Below are 17,939 nucleotides of genomic sequence, written 5' to 3'. Positions count from 1 at the left end.
CCCTAGCCTCTGCGGGCTGGCAGCAACCCCGCAGTGGACAATCGGGACAACACGTCTGCACAGCGCTCCGTCAGAAATTGCCGCAAGGTCTGCACCAGCGGGCTCACTTGCCTGCGCCCGGCACAGAGCAGGTTCAGCGGCACCGGTTCTCCGGCCCAGTCAGGGCATAGGGCAACCAGGCGGCCTGCCAGCAGGTCTTCGGCCACATCCAGCGCCGACTTGTAGGCGATACCCTGCCCATCCAGCGCCCAGCGGCGTACCGCATCGCCATCATCCGTGCTGCGATTGCCGGTGACCTGAAACGACACTTCACGGCTCTGCGGGAAAAACCGCCAACGGTCATAAACCACATCCCCGTGCTGGTACGTCAAACAGTTATGCGCGGCCAGCGCAGCCGGTGTGGCAGGCTGACCATGCCGTGCAATATAAGTGGGCGCTGCACACAGCACCCGTCGATTATCAGATGCCACGGGCAAGGCCACCAGCGAGGAGTCCGGCAAAGTCCCATAGCGCAGGGCCAGGTCTACCGGCTGCCGGTAAATATCCGCCAGCCGGTCTGTCACCAGCAGCCGTAACTGCAGCTCCGGATGCTGCCCTTGAAACTGGTCCAGCCAGGGCAGCACCACATTACGCCCCAGATCGGATGGCAGGGAGAGCTGCAATAATCCTCGCAACGCCCGGACGCCGGTCAATGCGGCCTCACGCCCGTCGGCCAGCAACTGCAATGCCTGCCTGCAGTGATCCAGGTATACCCGGCCCTCGGTGGTCAGGCGCAGGCTGCGGGTCGACCGCAAGAATACCGCCACCCCCAGCTCAGCTTCCAGTCGCTTGATCGCCATGCTGACGGCAGCGGGCGTCATGTCCAGTCGTCGTGCCGCGGATGAGAGGCTGCCCAGGTCCGCAGCCAGTTGAAAGATTTCCAGATCGCGCAAGGTTTGCATGCCGGGATGATAAGCCCGCCCCACGTCATTTTCAAATAGTGATTACAAGTCAATCAACCATCAGTGTGTTTTTTTAAAAATTAACTTGCCGCATGATGCTCCCGAAACGTGACCCGCCTAACCGACTACCCGGCAAGCGGGGTCTGCCCAAGTCAAAGGATCATCATGCCTCTGAGTATCGTCGCCACGATTGTGGCTCACCCAGAACACCGGGAAGCCGTCGGCACCGCGCTGCGTGACATGCTGGCGCCCACCCGGGTCGAACCTGGCTGTCAGCAATATGACCTGCATGTGGATCAAGCCGACCCACTGTGCTGGGTCATGATTGAACGCTGGGCAGATGCCGCTGCGCTGGAAGCACACTTGCACAGCCCGCACATGGCTCGTTTGCAATCCGCCATTGCAGGCAAGGCCGCTGGCATCGACATCCAGCGCCTTGACCTTATTGCCTGAACCTACCTTTAAAGGAGTATCACCATGAAAGCCATTGCTTACCAGAAGAACCTGCCCATTACCGACCCTGCCTCGCTGCAGGACATTCAACTGCCCGAACCGGTGGTCACCGGCAGCGACCTGCTGGTCGAAGTCCAAGCCATCTCCGTCAACCCCGTGGATTACAAAATCCGGGCCGGACGCCCGGTAGGGGAAGGACAATGGGGCGTACTGGGCTGGGACGCGGCCGGTATTGTCCGTGCAGCAGGGCCTGATGCCGTGCTGTTCAAGCCGGGTGACCGGGTCTGGTACGCGGGCGACATCACCCGCCCCGGCAGCAATGCCGAGTTGCAACTGGTGGATGAGCGCATAGTCGGCCACATGCCGGAGCGTCTTGGCTTTGCCGAAGCGGCGGCCCTGCCGTTGACGGCCATCACTGCCTGGGAACTGTTGTTTGACCGCCTGGGCGTCGTACCCGGCAAAAGCCCGTCCCAGCAATCGCTGTTGATTGTGGGTGCTGCAGGCGGGGTGGGCTCCATCCTGACGCAACTGGCACGCCGCCTGACCTCGCTGACTGTCATTGGCACCGCTTCACGCCCGGAAACCCAAGCCTGGGTTCGTGAACTGGGCGCGCACCATGTCATTGACCATCACCGTCCTTTTGCCGAAGAGCTGCAACGTATTGGCCTGAAAAACGTCACCATGGTGGCCAGCCTCAACCACAGCGACGATCACTTCGCCCAAATCGCCGACATCATCGCTCCGCAAGGCCGCTTTGCACTCATTGACGATCCCAAGTCCCCTTTGGACATCATGAAGCTCAAAGCCAAGAGTATTTCCCTGCACTGGGAGCTGATGTTTACCCGCTCGCTGTTCAAGACAGAAGACATGATTGCCCAGCACCGCCTGCTGGATGAGGTGGCAGCGCTGGTCGACGCCAGCGTGATCCAGACCACGGTCGCCGAGCACTTTGGTACCATCAATGCCACCAACCTGAAACGCGCTCACGCCATGCTGGAAAGTGGCAAGGCACGCGGCAAGATTGTGCTTGAAGGCTTCTGAACCCACCCGCTTCTTTGGAGGACCTGATGAAACTACTGTTTGCCACACTGGCCATGAGCTTTTCCCTGTCTGCCCATGCCGCTGACTTCACCCTGAGCAGCACGCAAATTGCACCGGGCGCGGCCATCCCTGCAGCGCAGTACGCCAACGCTTTCGGCTGCACCGGTAACAGTGTCATGCCGGACCTGCAGTGGCGCAATGCCCCGGCAGGCACCAAGAGCTTTGCCGTGACCTTCTACGATCAGGACGCCCCCACGGGCAGTGGCTTCTGGCACTGGGTAGCCTATGACATCCCGGCCACGACACAGTCTCTGCCCGGTGGGGCCAATGCGGGCCCGCTACCTGCAGGGACCATTGAAGGCAATACCGATGTGGGGCAACCGGGCTTCTTTGGCCCCTGCCCGCCCGCAGGCCGCCTCCATCATTACACCTACACGGTACACGCGCTGAAGGTCGACAAATTGCCCGTCGGCAAAGGGGCCACCGCAGCGCTCGTGGGTTTCTTCCTCTGGCAGCACAGCCTCGGCAAAGCCAGCTTCACCGTAACCGCCGGTCCGCGCTGAGCGCCACCAGCAGGGCCACATGCCGTGGCCCTGCCCCCTCCCCAAGCCCTGCCTCCTCACTGCAAACTGCCCCACGTCCCACCAGCATCACACGCCTTGCCCTGTCTGACGGGTGAAGCCCGCGCGGACATCAGGTAAACTGCATGCCGCGCACCGTCTGTCGTGGCGGGCGTCTATAGTACATATTGCATACCCGTTTTCCCCAGGAGTACACATGCCCTCGTTTGACGTTGTTTCGGAAGTCAATCTGGTTGAAGTCCGCAATGCGGTTGACCAAACCCAGAAAGAAGTCGGCACCCGATACGACTTCAAGGGCACCGACGCCCGCGTGGAGCAAAGCGAGAAGGTGCTAACCCTCTATGCCGATGCTGAATTTCAGCTCGATCAGGTGAAAGACATCCTGCTGCAGAAACTGGCCAAGCGTCAGGTAGATGTGCGCTGCCTCGACCACGGCAAGATCGAGAAAGTCAGTGGTAACAAGGTCAAGCAGAGCATTACCGTCAAGGAAGGCATCGACAGTGAGCTGGCGAAAAAGATCGTTCGCCTGATCAAGGATTCCAAGATGAAGGTGCAAGCCGCCATCCAAGGCGATGCGGTGCGTGTGACCGGCGCCAAGCGGGATAATCTGCAGGAGGCCATCGCACTGATCCGCAAGGAAGTCACCGATTTCCCGTTGCAGTACCAGAACTTCCGCGATTGATGCCATGAGCGCGCTGCCTATTCTGGTGGTCGAGGACGATGCGGCCTTGCGCGAGGCCATTGTCGATACGCTGGAGCTGGCGGGCTTTGGCACCGTTACCGCCAGCGATGGCCGCGCGGCGCTGCAACTGCTGGCACAGCAGCCCGTCGGCATGGTGGTGTCCGATGTTGCCATGCAGCCGATGGATGGCAACCAGCTGCTGCGCGAGGTCAAGGTGCAGTGGCCACACCTGCCGGTGTTGCTGATGACGGCTTATGGGGTGATTGAACATGCCGTTGCCTCGCTGCAAGCCGGCGCTTGCCACTACCTGCCCAAGCCGTTTGCACCGGATGCGCTGGTCAGCCAGGTCACCCGTTTTGCCCTGACCCAGTCGCCGGGCGAAGGCAGTGACATGCTGGCGCATGACCCCGCCACCCTGCAGCTGCGGCAATTGGCCGAGCGGGTGGCTCAAAGTGATGCCACCGTGCTGATCAGCGGCGAATCCGGCACTGGCAAGGAAGTGCTGGCCCGCTTCATCCACCAGCACAGCGCGCGTCGCAACAAGCCGTTCATCGCCATCAACTGCGCCGCCATTCCGGAAAGCCTGCTGGAATCGACCCTGTTCGGTCACGAAAAAGGGGCGTTTACCGGCGCAGCACAAAGCCATGCCGGCAAGTTTGAGCAGGCCCAGGGCGGCACCCTGCTGCTGGATGAAGTCTCAGAAATGCCGCTCCCTTTGCAGGCCAAGCTGCTGCGCGTGCTACAGGAGCGTGAAGTCGAGCGGGTGGGCGGCAGCAAGCCGATTGCGCTGGACATCCGGGTACTGGCGACCAGCAACCGGGATATGGCGAGCTGGGTCAAGGAGGGCAAGTTCCGTGAGGACTTGTTCTACCGTCTGAACGTATTCCCCTTGCCCTTACCCAGCCTGCGCGAGCGGCCGGGCGACATCGTGCCGCTGGCGAAGCAAACCCTGCAACGGTTGGCGAGTGGTCAGGGCCGCCGGTTTACAGCAGCTGCGGAGGCGGCCTTGCGGGCTTATGCCTTCCCCGGCAATGTGCGCGAACTGGAAAACGTGGTGCAACGGGCGCTGATTCTGGCGCCGAATCCGGATATTGATGCCGCCGACTTGATGCTGCCGGGCGGTGTAGCCGCTGCGTTGACCGAACCTGCCGCAGAGGGCAACAAAGGCGAGATGCCCAGCAATATGCGTGATCTGGAGCGCCAGCACATTCTGGACACGCTGGCGGCTTGCCATGGCGTACGGCGACTGGCGGCCGAGAAGCTGGGCATGAGTGAGCGCACGCTGCGCTACAAGCTGGCGCAGTTTCGTGATGAGGGCTGGGTCGAGGCAGAATGAGGGCGGCGCCCGCCCTCACCTGCTGCCCCTCAGTAGCCCGCTTCTACCAGCTCTTCCCGCGTCAGCAGGAAGACAAACTGGTCGCCGCTGGCGGTATCCAGCCAGGTGAACGGTAGCTCCGGATAATCGGCCTCCAGTACGTCGCGGTTATGGCCGATTTCCACCACCAGCACCCCACCGGGGATGAGAAAGCGGCTGGCTTCGGCAATGATCTTGCGCGTCGCATCCAGTCCGTCGTCCCCGCTGCCCAAGGCGAGCTCAGGCTCGTGCAGGTATTCCTGTGGAAGCTCAGCCACCGATTCGGCATTGACATAGGGGGGGTTGCTGATGATCAGATCGTACTGCTTTTCCGGCAGATTGCTGAACAAGTCAGAACACATCAGGTTGATGCGCTCGCCCAGGTCATAGTCGCTGACATTGTGCTCCGCCACCGCCAGCGCATCCGGCGACAGATCAACGGCATCAACCTCCGCATTCGGAAAGGCCTCAGCCAGCAAGATGGCGAGGCAGCCCGAGCCCGTACACATGTCCAGCGCGCTGACCACCTCTTCAGGCTCATTCACCCACGGTGCCAGTTGCTCACGCAGCAACTCGGCGATGAAAGAGCGCGGCACAATCACCCGCTCATCCACATAGAAGCGGTACTCACCCAGCCAAGCCTCGCGGGTCAGGTAGGCTGCCGGCACCCGTTCATCCACCCGACGATACAGCAGGTGCAGCACCGATTGCAGCTCCCCCGGCGTCAGCCGGGCATCCAGAAACGGCTCCAGCTGGTCGAGCGGCAGATGCAGGCTGTGCAAAATCAGATACGCCGCTTCGTCATGCGCATTGGTCGAGCCATGACCAAACACCAGCCCGGCTTCATGAAAGCGGCTGATGGCAAAGCGCAAGACATCGCGCACGGTATGCAGGCTTTGCCTGGCTTCGTTGAACAGGGAAACACTCATGATGAACTCTTCAGATGAAATCAGCCACGCAGGCCCGGCAACAGGGTCAGCAAGCCTTCGGCAATAAATTCGACCGCCAGCGCGGCCAGGATCAGGCCCATCAGGCGCGTGGCCACGTTGATGCCCGTACGGCCTACCACACGGGTAATCGGGGTAGCCAGCTTGAAGGCCACCCAGGTCAATATCCCGATGGCCACACCCGAGCCGATCAAGCCCAGGTACTGGTACCAGTGGTCTGCCTTCTGGGCATAGACGATCACCGTCGAAATCGTTCCCGGACCGGTCAGCAAGGGAATCGCCAGCGGTACCACGGCAATACTGTGCCGTAATTCAGCCTCTGAGGTTTCCTCAGGCGTGGTCCGGCTACCGCCCATTTGCGCATTGAGCATGCTGATCGACATCAGCAGCATGATCAAGCCGCCTCCCACCTGGAAGCTGGCGACCGAGATGCCAAAGAACGCAATAATGCTGCGCCCAAGCAAGGCCGACACGATGATCACCATCGCCACCGTCACGGCGGCAATCTTGATGGTCCGGCGCTTTTCGCGTTCATTTTGCTGCGTGGTCAGGCTGACAAAAAACGGAATCGCGCCAAAGGGATTGACCAGTGCCAGCAGGGCAACAAAAGTCTTCAGGCTATCGAGCACAAAGACATAAGCATGTGGGTTGAATCGGTTCATGCTGGCTTTCAGCCGAGCAAACGGCACAAGGTTTGATAATAAATCCCGGAGAGGCGTGGCAAATCGTCCACCGCCACACACTCATTCACCTTATGAATGGTAGCGTTGATCGGCCCGAATTCCACCACTTGTTTGCAGATACGGGCAATGAAGCGGCCATCTGAGGTACCACCAGTGGTGGACAGTTGCGCCTGCACCCCGGTTTCGGTCTCAATCGCTGCCTGCAGGGCACGGGAAAGCTCGCCTGGCGCGGTAAAGAACGGGTTGCCCGAGAGGTTCCATTGCAGATCGTATTCCAGCCCATGCTGGTCCAGCACGGCATGCACCCGCTGTTTGAGGCCATCCGCCGTTTGCTCGGTGGAGAAACGGAAATTGAACTGCACGTTTACCGAGCCCGGAATGATGTTGGTCGCCCCTGCTCCGCCGTGGATGTTGGACACCTGCCAGCTGGTGGGCGGGAAATAGTCGTTGCCACGATCCCACTCCATCCCGGCCAGCTCTGCCAGCGCCGGGGCCAACTGATGGATCGGGTTACGCGCCAGGTGCGGGTAGGCGATATGCCCCTGGATACCCTTGACGGTCAGGTTGCCAGAGAGCGACCCACGCCGACCATTCTTGATGGTGTCGCCAAAACGGCGGTCCGACGTCGGCTCACCAACAATGCAGTAGTCAATCGACTCACCCCGCGCCTGCAGCAGGTCCACTACCTTGACCGTGCCATCGGTGGCCACCCCCTCTTCGTCCGAGGTAATCAGCAGGGCAATTGACCCCTTATGATCCGGGCACTCCGCCACAAAGCGCTCAATGGCGGTCACAAACGCCGCGAGCGAGGCTTTCATGTCTGCCGCGCCGCGACCATGCAACATGCCCTCTTGTACCGTGGGCACAAAGGGGTCAGTCGTCCAGTCATGCAAGGGGCCGGTCGGCACCACATCCGTATGCCCGGCAAAACACAGGACCGGGCCAGCCGTGCCACGGCGCGCCCAGAAGTTGTCTACGCCATTGCTGTGCAACTTCTCCACTACAAAGCCCAGCGGCAACAGGCGGCTCAGCATCAGGTCCTGACAGCCGCCATCCACGGGGGTCACCGAGTGACAAGCAATCAATTGTTCGGTCAGGGCCTGCGTCGGGTTCATGGTGGTTTTCCAGATCAAAATAAGGGAAGGCTCAGGCAAACAGGCTGGTGTAGGTATCCGGGTCAAACCCCAGCGTCACGCGGCCGTCTTTGACCAAAACCGGACGCTTGATCACCGAGGGCTTGTCCAGCATCAGGGCAATGGCCTGCTCAGCCCCCGTGATGGCAGCCTTGGCTTCATCCGGCAACTGTCGCCAGGTGGTCCCGGCACGGTTCACCAGCTTTTCCCAGGGCTGCTGCTGCAGCCATTCGCGCAGCAGGGCCTCCGTCACGCCCTGCTTCTTGAAATCATGGAACGGTACCGCATGACCTTGTGCCGACAGCCAGTCGCGGGCCTTTTTGACCGTGTTGCAGTTGGGAATACCGTAGAGCATCATGGGATATCGTCCAGATCATACCGGGTTGCAGGATGGCAAGCGGGCGGCCACTGGCCGCCCGCAATGAAACCCGCCCTCCGGCTTCATGTCAACCGGAAAAGCTCATTCATCCACTTTCAGGTCGAAATCAAAGCTGACATCGCCCTCATCCTTGGGCGCTGCAACCGGGCGAGCAGGCGCACCCGCAATCTGCTGTGCCTCTTCCACCTTGGCATGGGCCTTGCCGTCGTTATTGATCTTCCAGGCCAGGTTGGTCGGGCTGTCTGCGTTGGCCAACGCTTCCTGCAAGGTGATCCGGCCTTCCTTGTAAAGAATGAACAGCGACTGCTCAAAGGTTTGCGAACCCTCAGACACGCTGTTTTCCATCGCTTCACGGATCAGGTCAATCTGGCCGGTGCGGATCAGCTCTGCCACGCGCTGCGAGTTGAGCAGCACTTCCACGGCAGGTACCAATTTACCGTCCACCCCCTTGACCAGCCGCTGCGAAATCACCGCCTTCAACGACACCGACAAGTCCAGCAGCAAGCTGGGGCGCGCCTCGTGCGGGAAGAAGTTGATGATGCGGTTCATCACATGGTAGCTGTTGTTGGCATGCAGGGTGGAGAGGATCAAATGCCCCGCCTGGGCATAGGTCAGCGCGTGCTGCATCGCCTCCCGGTCGCGGATTTCACCAATCATCAGCACATCCGGCGCTTCCCGCATGGCGTTTTTCAGCGCATGGGAATAGGACTGGGTATCAATACCGACTTCGCGCTGGTTGACGATGGACTTGCGGTGTTCAAACACGAATTCGATTGGATCTTCCACCGTCAAAATGTGGCCGCTCTTGCTGCGGTTACGGTGCTCCAGCATGGCGCTGAGCGAGGTGGACTTGCCGCTGCCGGTCGAGCCCACCACCAGGATCAGGCCCAGCTTGCCCATGATCAGCTCTTCCAGTACCGGCGGCAGGTTCAGCTCGGCAATGGTCGGCGCGTGGGAGCGGATGTAGCGGATCACAATGCCGATTTCACCGCGCTGTTTGAAGATGTTGACCCGAAAATTACCGACATCCAGTACCGGGTAGCCGAAATTCATCTCCCATTCGCTCTCAAAGCGGGCAATCTGGGTGGAATCCATCAGCTGATAGGCGATACGCTTGATCTGGTCGCCATTGAACACTTGCTGATTGACGGGATGAATCACCCCTTCAATCTTGATCTGGGCTGCCGCGCCTGCCGTAAAGAACAGGTCGGATGCACGGCGGTCAGCCATCAGTTTCAGCAGTGGCGTAATGTCCATGATGCTCCCTAACACGCACTAAAGCACGGTTTTATACATTGGCTGAGACTTTACCACAGTATAACGTCATGTGGAGGGCAGCCCGCTCCAGACTGAATCATCATGTTTTGCTGGACTAAAAATCATGGCATGATCGCGGCATCCCACAACCCGCCAGCCCCCGCCATGACCAACCCGCTTTTATTCAACATCCCGACAAGCCTCCATACCGAGCGGCTCACCCTGCGCTGCCCGCAGGCGGGGGACGGACCGCTGCATCTGGATGCCGTACAGACCTCACTCGCCGAGCTGCGATCCCTGCCGACTTCCTTTCCCTGGAGCCTGGCAGAACCCAGTCTGGACAACTCCGAGCTGTATTGCCGTGAACACCACGCCAAATTCATCCGGCGTGAACGGCTGCTGATGCTGATGATTGAGCGGGATTCGGGTTTATGTGTCGGCTGTTGCGGCCTGCAGAACATGGACTGGGAGCATCCACAGTTCGAGCTGGGCATCTGGTGCCGCAGCAGCCATCATGGCAGGGGATTGGCGCGGGAAGCGCTGCAGGCGGCCATCCAGCTGGCAACATCAACCTTGCATGCTCGCCGTCTACACGGCCTGATCGAAGCTAATAATCTTTCCAGCCGCAAGCTGATGGACCGCCTGGGTTTTCAGCTGGAAGGTATGCATCCAGAGTTTGCCAAAGCACCGGATGGCACCCTGGTGGACTACTGCAGCTATGCAAAGCGCTACTGAAAGCGCGGCGCCCGTCCCATCAGGTATAATCAGGTTTTATCTGTCTGGACATTCCCATGGGCCATCGGCTTTCCCGCATTACCACCCGCACCGGCGATGACGGCAGCACCGGGCTGGGCGATGGCAGCCGGGTGGCCAAGACGCACCCGCGCATTGCTGCACTCGGCGATACCGACGAGCTGAACAGCCAGCTTGGCGTGCTGCTGTGTGAAGACCTGCCACCCCGCATTCGAGACTTGCTGTCCGCCATTCAGCACGACCTGTTTGACCTGGGTGGCGAGCTGGCGGTGCCCGGCTGGCATTCCTTGCAGGAATCTCACCTGCTGCAGCTGGATCAAGCGCTGGCGGACTTCAATGCTGAGCTGCCTCCGCTCAAGGAATTCATCCTGCCGGGTGGCAGCAAGGCAGCCGCACAATGCCATGTGGCACGTGCCGTCAGCCGCCGTGCCGAGCGCCAGTTGCTGGCCATCGAAGAGGCAGGCATGGCTGGTTCGCTCGCGGCCCGTTACCTGAACCGCCTGTCCGACCTGCTGTTTGTGCTGGCGCGGGTACTCAATCGCCATCATCAGGTACCGGATGTGCTGTGGCAACCGGGTCGGCATGATGCAGGCAAGGCCTGATGTCCCCTTACGACTTTCACTGCCACTCCACCGTCTCGGACGGCATGCTGAGCCCCACGGCCGTGGTGGAGCGAGCGGCTGCGCGCGGTGTACGGGTGCTGGCGCTCACGGATCACGATGAACTGGGCGGCCTGGCAGAAGCCGCCACTGCTGCCCGACAGTGTGACATTCACCTCGTCAACGGTGTGGAAATCTCGGTCAACTGGGGCAAGCACACCCTGCACATCGTCGGCTTGGGCATCGACCCCGAGCATGTGGTATTACGCGATGGCTTGCAGCGCATTCGCAGTGGCCGTACCGAAAGGGCCCAGCTGATGGCCGCCGGGCTGGCCAAAGTGGGCATCGAGGGCGCCTTTGAGGGCGCCATGCGCTTTGCTGACAACCCGGACATGATTGGTCGCGCCCATTTTGCCCGCTTTCTGGTGGAGCAAGGACGTGCCCGCAATCTGCAAGCCGTCTTCAAGAAATACCTGACTCCCGGCAAGCCCGGCTATGTGCCGCATCAGTGGGCCACCCTGCCGGAAGCCATCGAATGGCTGCACGCAGCCGGTGGGCTAGCCATCCTCGCGCATCCCGGCCGTTACGACATGGGCAAAAAGACCATGAACGAACTGGTGGAGATTTTCACCCGTTTTGGCGGCGATGGCATCGAAGTCGGCACCGCCAACCATACGCCAGACTTGGTCGCCCGTTTTGCCCGGCTGGCGGAATCTTTTGACCTGTGGGCCTCGGTGGGCTCAGATTTCCACGGACAGGGCCACTATGGCGATCTGGGCCAGTTCCCGCCGCTCCCTGACTATTGCAAGCCGGTCTGGCAAGCGCTGGGGGTCACCCTTCCTGCCGAAGTACCGGCCACCCTGCCCTGATACGGACCCGCTACCCTCATGTCACAGTTCTTTCAGATCCACCCGGAAAACCCGCAGCCCCGCCTGATTCGCCAGGCAGCGCAGATCGTGCAGGAAGGCGGTGTCATCGTCTACCCGACCGACTCCTGTTATGCGCTCGGTTGCCATATGGGTGACAAGGCGGCGCTGGAGCGCATCCGCCAGATTCGCCAGCTGGATGACAAGCACCACTTTACCCTGGTGTGCAATGACCTCTCCGCCATCGCCACCTACGCCAAGGTGGATAACCAGCAATACCGGCGGCTCAAGGCCATTACGCCGGGCAGCTATACAGTGATCCTGCAAGCCACCAAAGAAGTCCCCAAGCGGCTGCTGCACCCGAAGAAAAGCACCATTGGCCTGCGCATCCCTGATCACCCGGTCGCACTGGCGCTGGTGGAAGAGCTGGGCGAGCCCTTGCTATCGGTGACCTTGCTGCTGCCGGGTGAAGACCAAGCCCCGTTTGACCCCTATGAGATTCGCTCGCAGCTGGAGCGGCAGGTGGATCTGGTGATTGACGGCGGTTACTGCGGCATGGAGCCCACCACGGTGGTCGACCTCACCGACGATGAGCCAGTGCTGATCCGGGCTGGTAAAGGCAGCCTGGCTGCACTGGGTCTGGAGGCGTAAGGCATGGATTTTCAGTTCAAGGACATTTTGCTGTATGCGGTGCCCATCCTGCTGGCCATCACTCTGCATGAAGCCGCACACGCCTATGCGGCATTACGGCTGGGCGACAAAACCGCCTGGATGCTGGGCCGGGTCTCCATGAACCCGATCAAGCATATTGACCCGATCGGCACCATCCTGCTGCCCATCCTGTGTCTGATCGCGGGGGGCTTCCTGTTTGGCTGGGCCAAGCCGGTGCCCGTCAACGCCAACAATCTGCGCAATCCCAAGCGGGACATGTTCTGGGTATCGCTGGCCGGACCGGGCATCAACATCATCATGGCGGTGTTCTGGGGCTTGGTACTGAAGTATCTGGCACCGGACATGGGCGATCTGGCCCAGCCCATGCATCAAATGGCGTGGATGGGGCTCAGTATCAATGCCATGCTGGCGGCGCTTAACCTGCTGCCGATCCCGCCACTGGATGGTGGCAGAATGCTGATCAGCCTGCTGCCGCGCCCATGGGATCAGATGCTGGAGAAAGTTGTCCCTTACGGCATGTTCATTGTCATTGGCCTGATCCTCACCAAGACCCTGAACATCGCACTGGCCCCTATGCTGTATGTCATCGACCTGATATTGTCGGTGCTGTAATCCAAGCTGTCCGATTGAACTTCACGAAAGAAAGCCTGTTTTCATGTTTGCTGATCGCGTCCTCTCCGGCATGCGCCCCACTGGCGCCCTGCACCTCGGCCACTATCATGGTGTGCTGAAGAACTGGGCCAAGCTGCAGAGCGAGTACGACTGTTACTTTATGGTGGCGGACTGGCATGCGCTGACCACCAATTACGACAATGTGCAGATCATTGAAAACAGCGTCTGGGAAATGGTGATTGACTGGCTGGCGGCCGGTGTCGACCCGAACCAGGCCACCCTGTTCATCCAGAGCCGGGTGCCGGAGCACGCCGAGCTGCACCTGCTGCTGTCAATGGTTACCCCCAATGGCTGGCTGGAACGGATGCCCACCTACAAGGACCAGCAGCAGCAACTGAGCCAGAAAGACCTGAATACTTACGGCTTTCTTGGCTACCCGCTGCTGCAGGCGGCAGACATCCTGATCTACCGGGGCAATATGGTGCCAGTGGGTGAAGATCAGGTGCCGCACGTGGAATTCACCCGCGAGATTGCGCGCCGCTTCAATCACTTGTTTGGCAAGGAACCGGATTACCAGCAGAAAGCCGAAGCCGCCATCAAGAAACTGGGCGGCAAGAAGGGCAAGCTGTATGACGAGCTGCGCACCCGCTACCAGCAAGAAGGCGATAGCGAAGCACTGGAGGCGGGCCGTGCCCTGCTGGAAGACGCGCAAAACCTGAGCCTGGGCGACCGTGAGCGGCTGTATGGCTACCTGGAAGGCGGCGGCAAGATGATCCTGCCGGAGTCACAACCGCTGCTGACCGCCGCCTCCAAGATGCCGGGGCTGGATGGCCGCAAGATGTCCAAGTCCTACCAGAATACCGTCACCCTGCGCGATACACCGGAGACGGTGGCGAAAAAGGTCAAGCAGATGCCGACCGATCCGTCACGCGTGCGCCGTACCGACCCCGGCAACCCGGAGAAATGCCCGGTGTGGCAGCTGCATCAGGTCTACAGCGACGATCAGGTGAAGAACTGGGTGCAGCAAGGCTGTACCAGTGCTGGCATTGGCTGCATCGAATGCAAGCAGCCGGTGATCGACAGCATGGTGGCGGAGCAGAAGCCGATGCAGGAACGGGCACAAATGTACCAGGATGACCCAACACTGGTACGCAACATCATCGCCGATGGTTGCGAGCGCGCACGCAAGGTAGCACAGGAAACCATGCGTGACGTGCGCGAGGCGATGGGCCTGCTGTACAGCTGACGGTCCATCGTGAACCAGCTCGCCTTCCCGACGCCCGTGGCCGAGCCACTGGCGCAAGTGCGCGGCGAGCCGTTTCACGACATACCGCTAGACCTGTTCATTCCGCCGGATGCCCTGCGGGTATTTCTGGAGGCCTTTGAAGGCCCGCTCGATTTGTTGCTGTACCTGATTCGCCGCCAGAATGTCGACGTACTCGACATTCCGATGGCCAGCCTCACGGCACAGTATATGGAATACGTCGAAGCGATGAAGGTACAGCAGCTGGAGCTGGCAGCAGAATACCTGCTGATGGCGGCAGTGCTGATCGAGATCAAATCTCGCCTGCTGTTACCGCGGCCCGCCGTGCTGACGGAAGATGGCATCGAGGAAGACCCGCGCGCGGCACTGGTACGCCGCTTGCTGGAGTATGAACAGATCAAGGCGGCGGCCTTCCGGCTGGACCAATTGCCGCAGGCCGAGCGGGATTTTCAGTGGGTGGAGGTGTGGCTGCAGCGTACCGCCGTGATCCAGCTGCCGGATGTCCACCCGGCGGACCTGCTGGAAGCTTGGCAGTATATTGCACGGCGAGCCCGCCTGAACCGCCACCACCAGGTGTCGAAAGAGGGCCTCTCGGTACGGCAGCGGATGAGCGAGCTGCTCAAACGCCTGCAGCGTGAACAGTACACCCCGTTTGTGGACCTGTTTGATACCGTAGCCGGGGTAGCCGATCTGGTGGTCAGTTTTCTGGCCTTGCTGGAGTTGTGCAAAGAGCGCCTGGTACAGATCGCACAAAGCGAGCCGTATCAACCAATCTACGCTAAGCTGGTATAGTGCCGCACCGATGGATAGTCTCAACCATGCCCGCCTGATTCTGGAGACTGTGCTGCTATCCAGTGCACAGCCGCTGACGCTGGCGCAACTGAAGCAGGTGCTGGGCGACGGTCTGGAGCAGGCGATCATCCGCAGGCTGCTGACCGATTTGCAGCAGGCCTGGCAAGGTCGTGGCGTGGAACTGGTACAACTGGCCGAGGGCTGGCGCTTTCGCACCCGACCGGAGTTCCAGCCCTACCTGGACCGATTGAGCCCGGAAAAGCCGCCGCGCTATTCGCGGGCGGTGCTGGAGACGCTGGCGGTGATCGCCTACCGGCAACCGGTGACCCGTGGCGATATCGAAGCGATACGCGGGGTGTCGGTCGCCAGCACCATCATCCAGTCGCTGCAAGCGCGCGGCTGGATTGAAACCGTTGGACATCGTGATGTACCGGGGCGGCCTGCCTTGCTGGCGACCACCCCACAGTTTTTGAGTGATCTGAATTTACGCAGTTTGAGTGAGCTTCCCCCGCTGGATGACCTCGAGCAGCTCACCCGTCAGGAAAGTTTGCCTCATGTCTAAGTCTTCGCGTCCGGCTGCGGCCCGACAACCCGCCCGTCAGGCTGGCAGCCGTCAGCAGCGTCGGCCGGCTGCCAACAGCGGTCAGGCCCCGGCCGATACGTCCACTCCGCGCGCACGCGGCGGCCAAGCCACCGCCAGCAAGGCCAGCTACGGCACCCCGACCGGCGGCTACGGCCAGCGCAGTGATCGCCGCAGCCAGCCTGCACCACGCCCCGCCACCACCGAGGAAGAGGGCAATCGTCCACGCAAACCGGCGGTGGTGGAGGTAGGCGATGCACCGGCCCTCAAGCGGGGCGGTCGCCGTCCGCCACGCAGTGCCGACATCGAGATCATTGGCAAGCGCGCCCCTGCCCAATTGCGCACCGGCAGCAGCAAGAGCAGCACCCCGGACAAGGCACGCCGGGTCACCCTGGTGCGGCGCAGTGAGAAAGACCTGCAACAGCCCAAGCAGAAAGTGCAGCTGGACCAGGAACCGGTACGCTTGCAAAAAGCACTGGCCCAGGCGGGCCTTGGCTCGCGCCGGGACATGGACGCCTTGATCGAAGCCGGTCGGGTGACCGTCAACGGGCAGCCCGCCACGCCAGGCACCCGGGTCACGCCGGAAGACATGGTACGGGTGGATGGCAAAGCGGTTCGCCTGCGGGCACAAAACCGCTTGCCGCGTATCCTGATGTACCACAAGCAGGAAGGTGAGCTGGTCACCCGCGACGACCCTGAAGGCCGCGTGACGGTGTTCTCGCGTCTGCCACGAGTACAGGGCAGTTTCTGGACCGTGGTCGGGCGACTGGACTACAACACCAGCGGTCTGCTGCTGTTTACCACCTCGGGCGATCTGGCCAACCGCCTCACCCACCCGCGCTTTGAAGTCGAGCGCGAGTATGCGGTACGGGTGTTTGGTGAGCTCACCGACGAGCAGAAAAAGGCGCTGGCCACCGGCGTACAGCTGGAAGACGGCCCAGCCCGGTTTGATGTACTGGTGGATCAGGGGGGCGAAGGACTGAACCACTGGTACAAGGTGATTCTCAAGGAAGGCCGTAATCGGGAAGTGCGCCGCATGTTCGAGCATTTCGGTCTGACGGTCAGCCGCCTGATGCGGGTGCGCTTTGGCCCGCTGGGCCTGCCCCCCCGCCTGAAGCGCGGTACTTGGGCCGAACTGGACGACGACCAGGTGCTGGCCATCATGCGCTGGGCCAAGCTGGTCGACTGAGCCCATGGATCAGCCGGCGCTGACCCCAGCCGAGCTGCAGCAGGCGTTCGCGCTCTTCAATGCGACGTCGGTACAGCTGACCCAGCAGTTTGAAACCTTGCAGCAGCAGGTCAGCCACCTGAGTGAAGAACTGGCGGCCAGCAACCAGGCCTTGCAGCAACAGCTGTCGGAAAAGGATGCACTGGCACGCCGCGTCTCCTCGCTGCTGGCAGCGCTGCCTGCCGGGGTACTGGAGCTGGATGCCGAGGGCGTGATTACCGCGGCCAACTGGGCGGCCGAGCAATGGTTCGGGCCGAACCTGCCCAGCCAGCGCTGGCTGGATGTGGCGGTCAAGCTCCTGCGCCCCACCCTCTCTCCCGAAGAATGGGAATTGCTGGATGGGCTGGGGCAGCACCGCGCCCGCCTCGCCATTCAGACCACTGCTGGCGCGAATGGTGAAGGGCAAATACTGCTGGTCACCGACCTGACCGGCCACTACCTGCTGCAACAGCAACTGGAGCAGCACAAGAAGCTCGCCGCGATGGGTGAGATGGCAGCAGGCTTGGCCCACCAGCTGCGTACCCCGCTGGCCACCGCCCTGCTCTATGTGAGCCATCTGGGTAATCCGCGACTGCCGGATGCGCAGCGGCAGAAGTTTACTGAGAAGACCACCGCCCGCCTGCACGATCTGGAAGGCCTGATTGCCGACATGCTGCTGTTTGTGCGCGGCAGTAACCACGAGCAGGAAGCCTTTGATGCTGGCCCTGTGCTGCAGGATGCCCTCGCCACCGTGCTGCCTCATGCCCAGGCACGCCAATGCCAGCTCAATAGCCCGGCAGCCCTGCCGCCGATACCACTGACCGGCAGCCGCACCGCCTTGCAAGGTGCGGTCATCAACCTGCTGGAAAACGCGGTCAGCTTTGCGCAACGCACCGTCACCCTGGAAGTCAGGTTACTCAATGGCTGGTTGTACCTGCACATCAGCGACGACGGCCCCGGCATCCCGCCTGAGCAGCAGTCCCGAGTCTTTGAACCCTTTTTTACCACCCGCAACGAAGGTACCGGCCTTGGGCTGGCGATTGTCAAACGGGTGGCAGAAGACCACGGCGGCGCCGTCAGCCTGCACAGCACACCGAATCAGGGCTGCCGCTTCGAAGTCGTATTGCCACTGCGAGCCTAGTC

At 61.2% G+C, this 17,939-nt stretch carries 21 protein-coding genes; 15 read left to right on the top strand and 6 right to left on the bottom strand.

Annotated elements, in window-relative coordinates; all coding sequences use genetic code 11:
• Nucleotides 1-2: 2 nt before the first annotated feature.
• Nucleotides 3-941, bottom strand: a complete 939-nt coding sequence (locus ACE3O2_RS07360) for a LysR family transcriptional regulator (protein WP_374336154.1) — start codon at nucleotides 939-941, stop codon at nucleotides 3-5.
• Between the two features lie 165 nt (nucleotides 942-1,106).
• Between ACE3O2_RS07360 and ACE3O2_RS07355 the strand changes: the two genes are divergently transcribed.
• The 5 genes from ACE3O2_RS07355 (at nucleotide 1,107) to ACE3O2_RS07335 (ending at nucleotide 5,034) form a co-directional block, all read left to right on the top strand.
• Nucleotides 1,107-1,394: a putative quinol monooxygenase gene (locus ACE3O2_RS07355; protein WP_374336152.1), complete on the top strand. Its 288-nt coding sequence runs from the start codon at nucleotides 1,107-1,109 to the stop codon at nucleotides 1,392-1,394.
• 24 nt (nucleotides 1,395-1,418) lie between these two features.
• A complete protein-coding gene (locus tag ACE3O2_RS07350; protein ID WP_374336150.1) occupies nucleotides 1,419-2,435 on the top strand; it encodes a zinc-binding alcohol dehydrogenase family protein in 1,017 nt (338 codons plus the stop codon).
• A 26-nt stretch (nucleotides 2,436-2,461) separates the two neighbouring features.
• Nucleotides 2,462-2,998: a YbhB/YbcL family Raf kinase inhibitor-like protein gene (locus ACE3O2_RS07345; RefSeq protein WP_374336148.1), complete on the top strand. Its 537-nt coding sequence runs from the start codon at nucleotides 2,462-2,464 to the stop codon at nucleotides 2,996-2,998.
• 214 nt (nucleotides 2,999-3,212) lie between these two features.
• Nucleotides 3,213-3,698: a YajQ family cyclic di-GMP-binding protein gene (locus ACE3O2_RS07340; RefSeq protein ID WP_168875550.1), complete on the top strand. Its 486-nt coding sequence runs from the start codon at nucleotides 3,213-3,215 to the stop codon at nucleotides 3,696-3,698.
• A 4-nt stretch (nucleotides 3,699-3,702) separates the two neighbouring features.
• A complete protein-coding gene (locus ACE3O2_RS07335) occupies nucleotides 3,703-5,034 on the top strand; it encodes a sigma-54-dependent transcriptional regulator (protein WP_374336146.1) in 1,332 nt (443 codons plus the stop codon).
• Nucleotides 5,035-5,063: 29 nt separating this feature from the next.
• On the opposite strand, the gene prmB is transcribed toward ACE3O2_RS07335, so the two are convergent.
• The 5 genes from prmB to ACE3O2_RS07310 form a co-directional block, all read right to left on the bottom strand.
• Complete coding sequence (gene prmB / locus ACE3O2_RS07330) at nucleotides 5,064-5,969, bottom strand: 50S ribosomal protein L3 N(5)-glutamine methyltransferase (protein ID WP_374336680.1); 906 nt, start codon at nucleotides 5,967-5,969, stop codon at nucleotides 5,064-5,066.
• 32 nt (nucleotides 5,970-6,001) lie between these two features.
• Nucleotides 6,002-6,661, bottom strand: coding sequence for a MarC family protein (locus tag ACE3O2_RS07325; protein ID WP_374336144.1), 660 nt, complete (start codon nucleotides 6,659-6,661; stop codon nucleotides 6,002-6,004).
• Nucleotides 6,662-6,669: 8 nt separating this feature from the next.
• On the bottom strand, nucleotides 6,670-7,797 hold the full coding sequence (dapE, locus tag ACE3O2_RS07320; RefSeq protein ID WP_374336142.1) for a succinyl-diaminopimelate desuccinylase: 1,128 nt from the start codon (nucleotides 7,795-7,797) through the stop codon (nucleotides 6,670-6,672).
• A 31-nt stretch (nucleotides 7,798-7,828) separates the two neighbouring features.
• On the bottom strand, nucleotides 7,829-8,173 hold the full coding sequence (locus ACE3O2_RS07315) for an ArsC family reductase (protein WP_168875555.1): 345 nt from the start codon (nucleotides 8,171-8,173) through the stop codon (nucleotides 7,829-7,831).
• Between the two features lie 102 nt (nucleotides 8,174-8,275).
• Nucleotides 8,276-9,451, bottom strand: a complete 1,176-nt coding sequence (locus ACE3O2_RS07310; RefSeq protein WP_374336139.1) for a PilT/PilU family type 4a pilus ATPase — start codon at nucleotides 9,449-9,451, stop codon at nucleotides 8,276-8,278.
• A gap of 165 nt (nucleotides 9,452-9,616) precedes the next feature.
• Here ACE3O2_RS07310 and ACE3O2_RS07305 point away from each other — a divergent pair, with 165 nt between their 5' ends.
• The 10 genes from ACE3O2_RS07305 to ACE3O2_RS07260 are packed head-to-tail and all read left to right on the top strand — an operon-like array spanning nucleotide 9,617 to nucleotide 17,937.
• Nucleotides 9,617-10,186, top strand: coding sequence for a GNAT family N-acetyltransferase (locus tag ACE3O2_RS07305; protein ID WP_374336137.1), 570 nt, complete (start codon nucleotides 9,617-9,619; stop codon nucleotides 10,184-10,186).
• 56 nt (nucleotides 10,187-10,242) lie between these two features.
• The gene (locus tag ACE3O2_RS07300; protein ID WP_168875558.1) at nucleotides 10,243-10,806 is read left to right on the top strand and encodes a cob(I)yrinic acid a,c-diamide adenosyltransferase; all 564 of its coding nucleotides are present in this window, start codon (nucleotides 10,243-10,245) and stop codon (nucleotides 10,804-10,806) included.
• Nucleotides 10,806-11,672 carry a 3',5'-nucleoside bisphosphate phosphatase gene (locus ACE3O2_RS07295; RefSeq protein ID WP_374336134.1) on the top strand — a complete coding sequence of 289 codons (867 nt, stop codon included), beginning with the start codon at nucleotides 10,806-10,808 and terminating at the stop codon, nucleotides 11,670-11,672. Before ACE3O2_RS07300 ends, ACE3O2_RS07295 begins: the two co-directional genes overlap by 1 nt.
• Nucleotides 11,673-11,690: 18 nt before the next feature.
• The gene (locus tag ACE3O2_RS07290; protein WP_374336131.1) at nucleotides 11,691-12,320 is read left to right on the top strand and encodes an L-threonylcarbamoyladenylate synthase; all 630 of its coding nucleotides are present in this window, start codon (nucleotides 11,691-11,693) and stop codon (nucleotides 12,318-12,320) included.
• Nucleotides 12,321-12,323: 3 nt separating this feature from the next.
• Nucleotides 12,324-12,953: a site-2 protease family protein gene (locus ACE3O2_RS07285; RefSeq protein WP_168875561.1), complete on the top strand. Its 630-nt coding sequence runs from the start codon at nucleotides 12,324-12,326 to the stop codon at nucleotides 12,951-12,953.
• 43 nt (nucleotides 12,954-12,996) lie between these two features.
• A complete protein-coding gene (locus ACE3O2_RS07280) occupies nucleotides 12,997-14,199 on the top strand; it encodes a tryptophan--tRNA ligase (RefSeq protein WP_374336128.1) in 1,203 nt (400 codons plus the stop codon).
• A gap of 9 nt (nucleotides 14,200-14,208) precedes the next feature.
• On the top strand, nucleotides 14,209-15,009 hold the full coding sequence (locus tag ACE3O2_RS07275) for a ScpA family protein (protein WP_374336126.1): 801 nt from the start codon (nucleotides 14,209-14,211) through the stop codon (nucleotides 15,007-15,009).
• Nucleotides 15,010-15,019: 10 nt separating this feature from the next.
• Complete coding sequence (gene scpB, locus ACE3O2_RS07270; protein ID WP_374336124.1) at nucleotides 15,020-15,571, top strand: SMC-Scp complex subunit ScpB; 552 nt, start codon at nucleotides 15,020-15,022, stop codon at nucleotides 15,569-15,571.
• On the top strand, nucleotides 15,564-16,778 hold the full coding sequence (gene rluB, locus ACE3O2_RS07265) for a 23S rRNA pseudouridine(2605) synthase RluB (protein WP_374336122.1): 1,215 nt from the start codon (nucleotides 15,564-15,566) through the stop codon (nucleotides 16,776-16,778). Before scpB ends, rluB begins: the two co-directional genes overlap by 8 nt.
• 4 nt (nucleotides 16,779-16,782) lie before the next feature.
• Entirely contained in the window at nucleotides 16,783-17,937 is a 1,155-nt protein-coding gene (locus ACE3O2_RS07260) for a PAS domain-containing sensor histidine kinase (RefSeq protein WP_374336120.1), read from the top strand.
• Nucleotides 17,938-17,939 lie beyond the last annotated feature (2 nt).

Source organism: Leeia sp. (assembly GCF_041909055.1).
Lineage (GTDB): Bacteria > Pseudomonadota > Gammaproteobacteria > Burkholderiales > Leeiaceae > Leeia > Leeia aquatica.
The sequence above is the reverse complement of the archived record's forward strand: the minus strand, read 5'-3'. Positions and strand labels throughout refer to the sequence as shown.

Bases quoted from the DNA above. Each gene is read 5' to 3' on its own strand.
- ACE3O2_RS07360 (WP_374336154.1), bottom strand. From the start codon at position 941: ATGCAAACCTTGCGCGATCTGGAAATCTTTCAACTGGCTGCGGACCTG.
- ACE3O2_RS07355 (WP_374336152.1), top strand. From the start codon at position 1,107: ATGCCTCTGAGTATCGTCGCCACGATTGTGGCTCACCCAGAACACCGG.
- ACE3O2_RS07350 (WP_374336150.1), top strand. From the start codon at position 1,419: ATGAAAGCCATTGCTTACCAGAAGAACCTGCCCATTACCGACCCTGCC.
- ACE3O2_RS07345 (WP_374336148.1), top strand. From the start codon at position 2,462: ATGAAACTACTGTTTGCCACACTGGCCATGAGCTTTTCCCTGTCTGCC.
- ACE3O2_RS07340 (WP_168875550.1), top strand. From the start codon at position 3,213: ATGCCCTCGTTTGACGTTGTTTCGGAAGTCAATCTGGTTGAAGTCCGC.
- ACE3O2_RS07335 (WP_374336146.1), top strand. From the start codon at position 3,703: ATGAGCGCGCTGCCTATTCTGGTGGTCGAGGACGATGCGGCCTTGCGC.
- ACE3O2_RS07325 (WP_374336144.1), bottom strand. From the start codon at position 6,661: ATGAACCGATTCAACCCACATGCTTATGTCTTTGTGCTCGATAGCCTG.
- dapE (WP_374336142.1), bottom strand. From the start codon at position 7,797: ATGAACCCGACGCAGGCCCTGACCGAACAATTGATTGCTTGTCACTCG.
- ACE3O2_RS07315 (WP_168875555.1), bottom strand. From the start codon at position 8,173: ATGATGCTCTACGGTATTCCCAACTGCAACACGGTCAAAAAGGCCCGC.
- ACE3O2_RS07310 (WP_374336139.1), bottom strand. From the start codon at position 9,451: ATGGACATTACGCCACTGCTGAAACTGATGGCTGACCGCCGTGCATCC.
- ACE3O2_RS07305 (WP_374336137.1), top strand. From the start codon at position 9,617: ATGACCAACCCGCTTTTATTCAACATCCCGACAAGCCTCCATACCGAG.
- ACE3O2_RS07300 (WP_168875558.1), top strand. From the start codon at position 10,243: ATGGGCCATCGGCTTTCCCGCATTACCACCCGCACCGGCGATGACGGC.
- ACE3O2_RS07295 (WP_374336134.1), top strand. From the start codon at position 10,806: ATGTCCCCTTACGACTTTCACTGCCACTCCACCGTCTCGGACGGCATG.
- ACE3O2_RS07290 (WP_374336131.1), top strand. From the start codon at position 11,691: ATGTCACAGTTCTTTCAGATCCACCCGGAAAACCCGCAGCCCCGCCTG.
- ACE3O2_RS07285 (WP_168875561.1), top strand. From the start codon at position 12,324: ATGGATTTTCAGTTCAAGGACATTTTGCTGTATGCGGTGCCCATCCTG.
- ACE3O2_RS07280 (WP_374336128.1), top strand. From the start codon at position 12,997: ATGTTTGCTGATCGCGTCCTCTCCGGCATGCGCCCCACTGGCGCCCTG.
- scpB (WP_374336124.1), top strand. From the start codon at position 15,020: ATGGATAGTCTCAACCATGCCCGCCTGATTCTGGAGACTGTGCTGCTA.
- rluB (WP_374336122.1), top strand. From the start codon at position 15,564: ATGTCTAAGTCTTCGCGTCCGGCTGCGGCCCGACAACCCGCCCGTCAG.
- ACE3O2_RS07260 (WP_374336120.1), top strand. From the start codon at position 16,783: ATGGATCAGCCGGCGCTGACCCCAGCCGAGCTGCAGCAGGCGTTCGCG.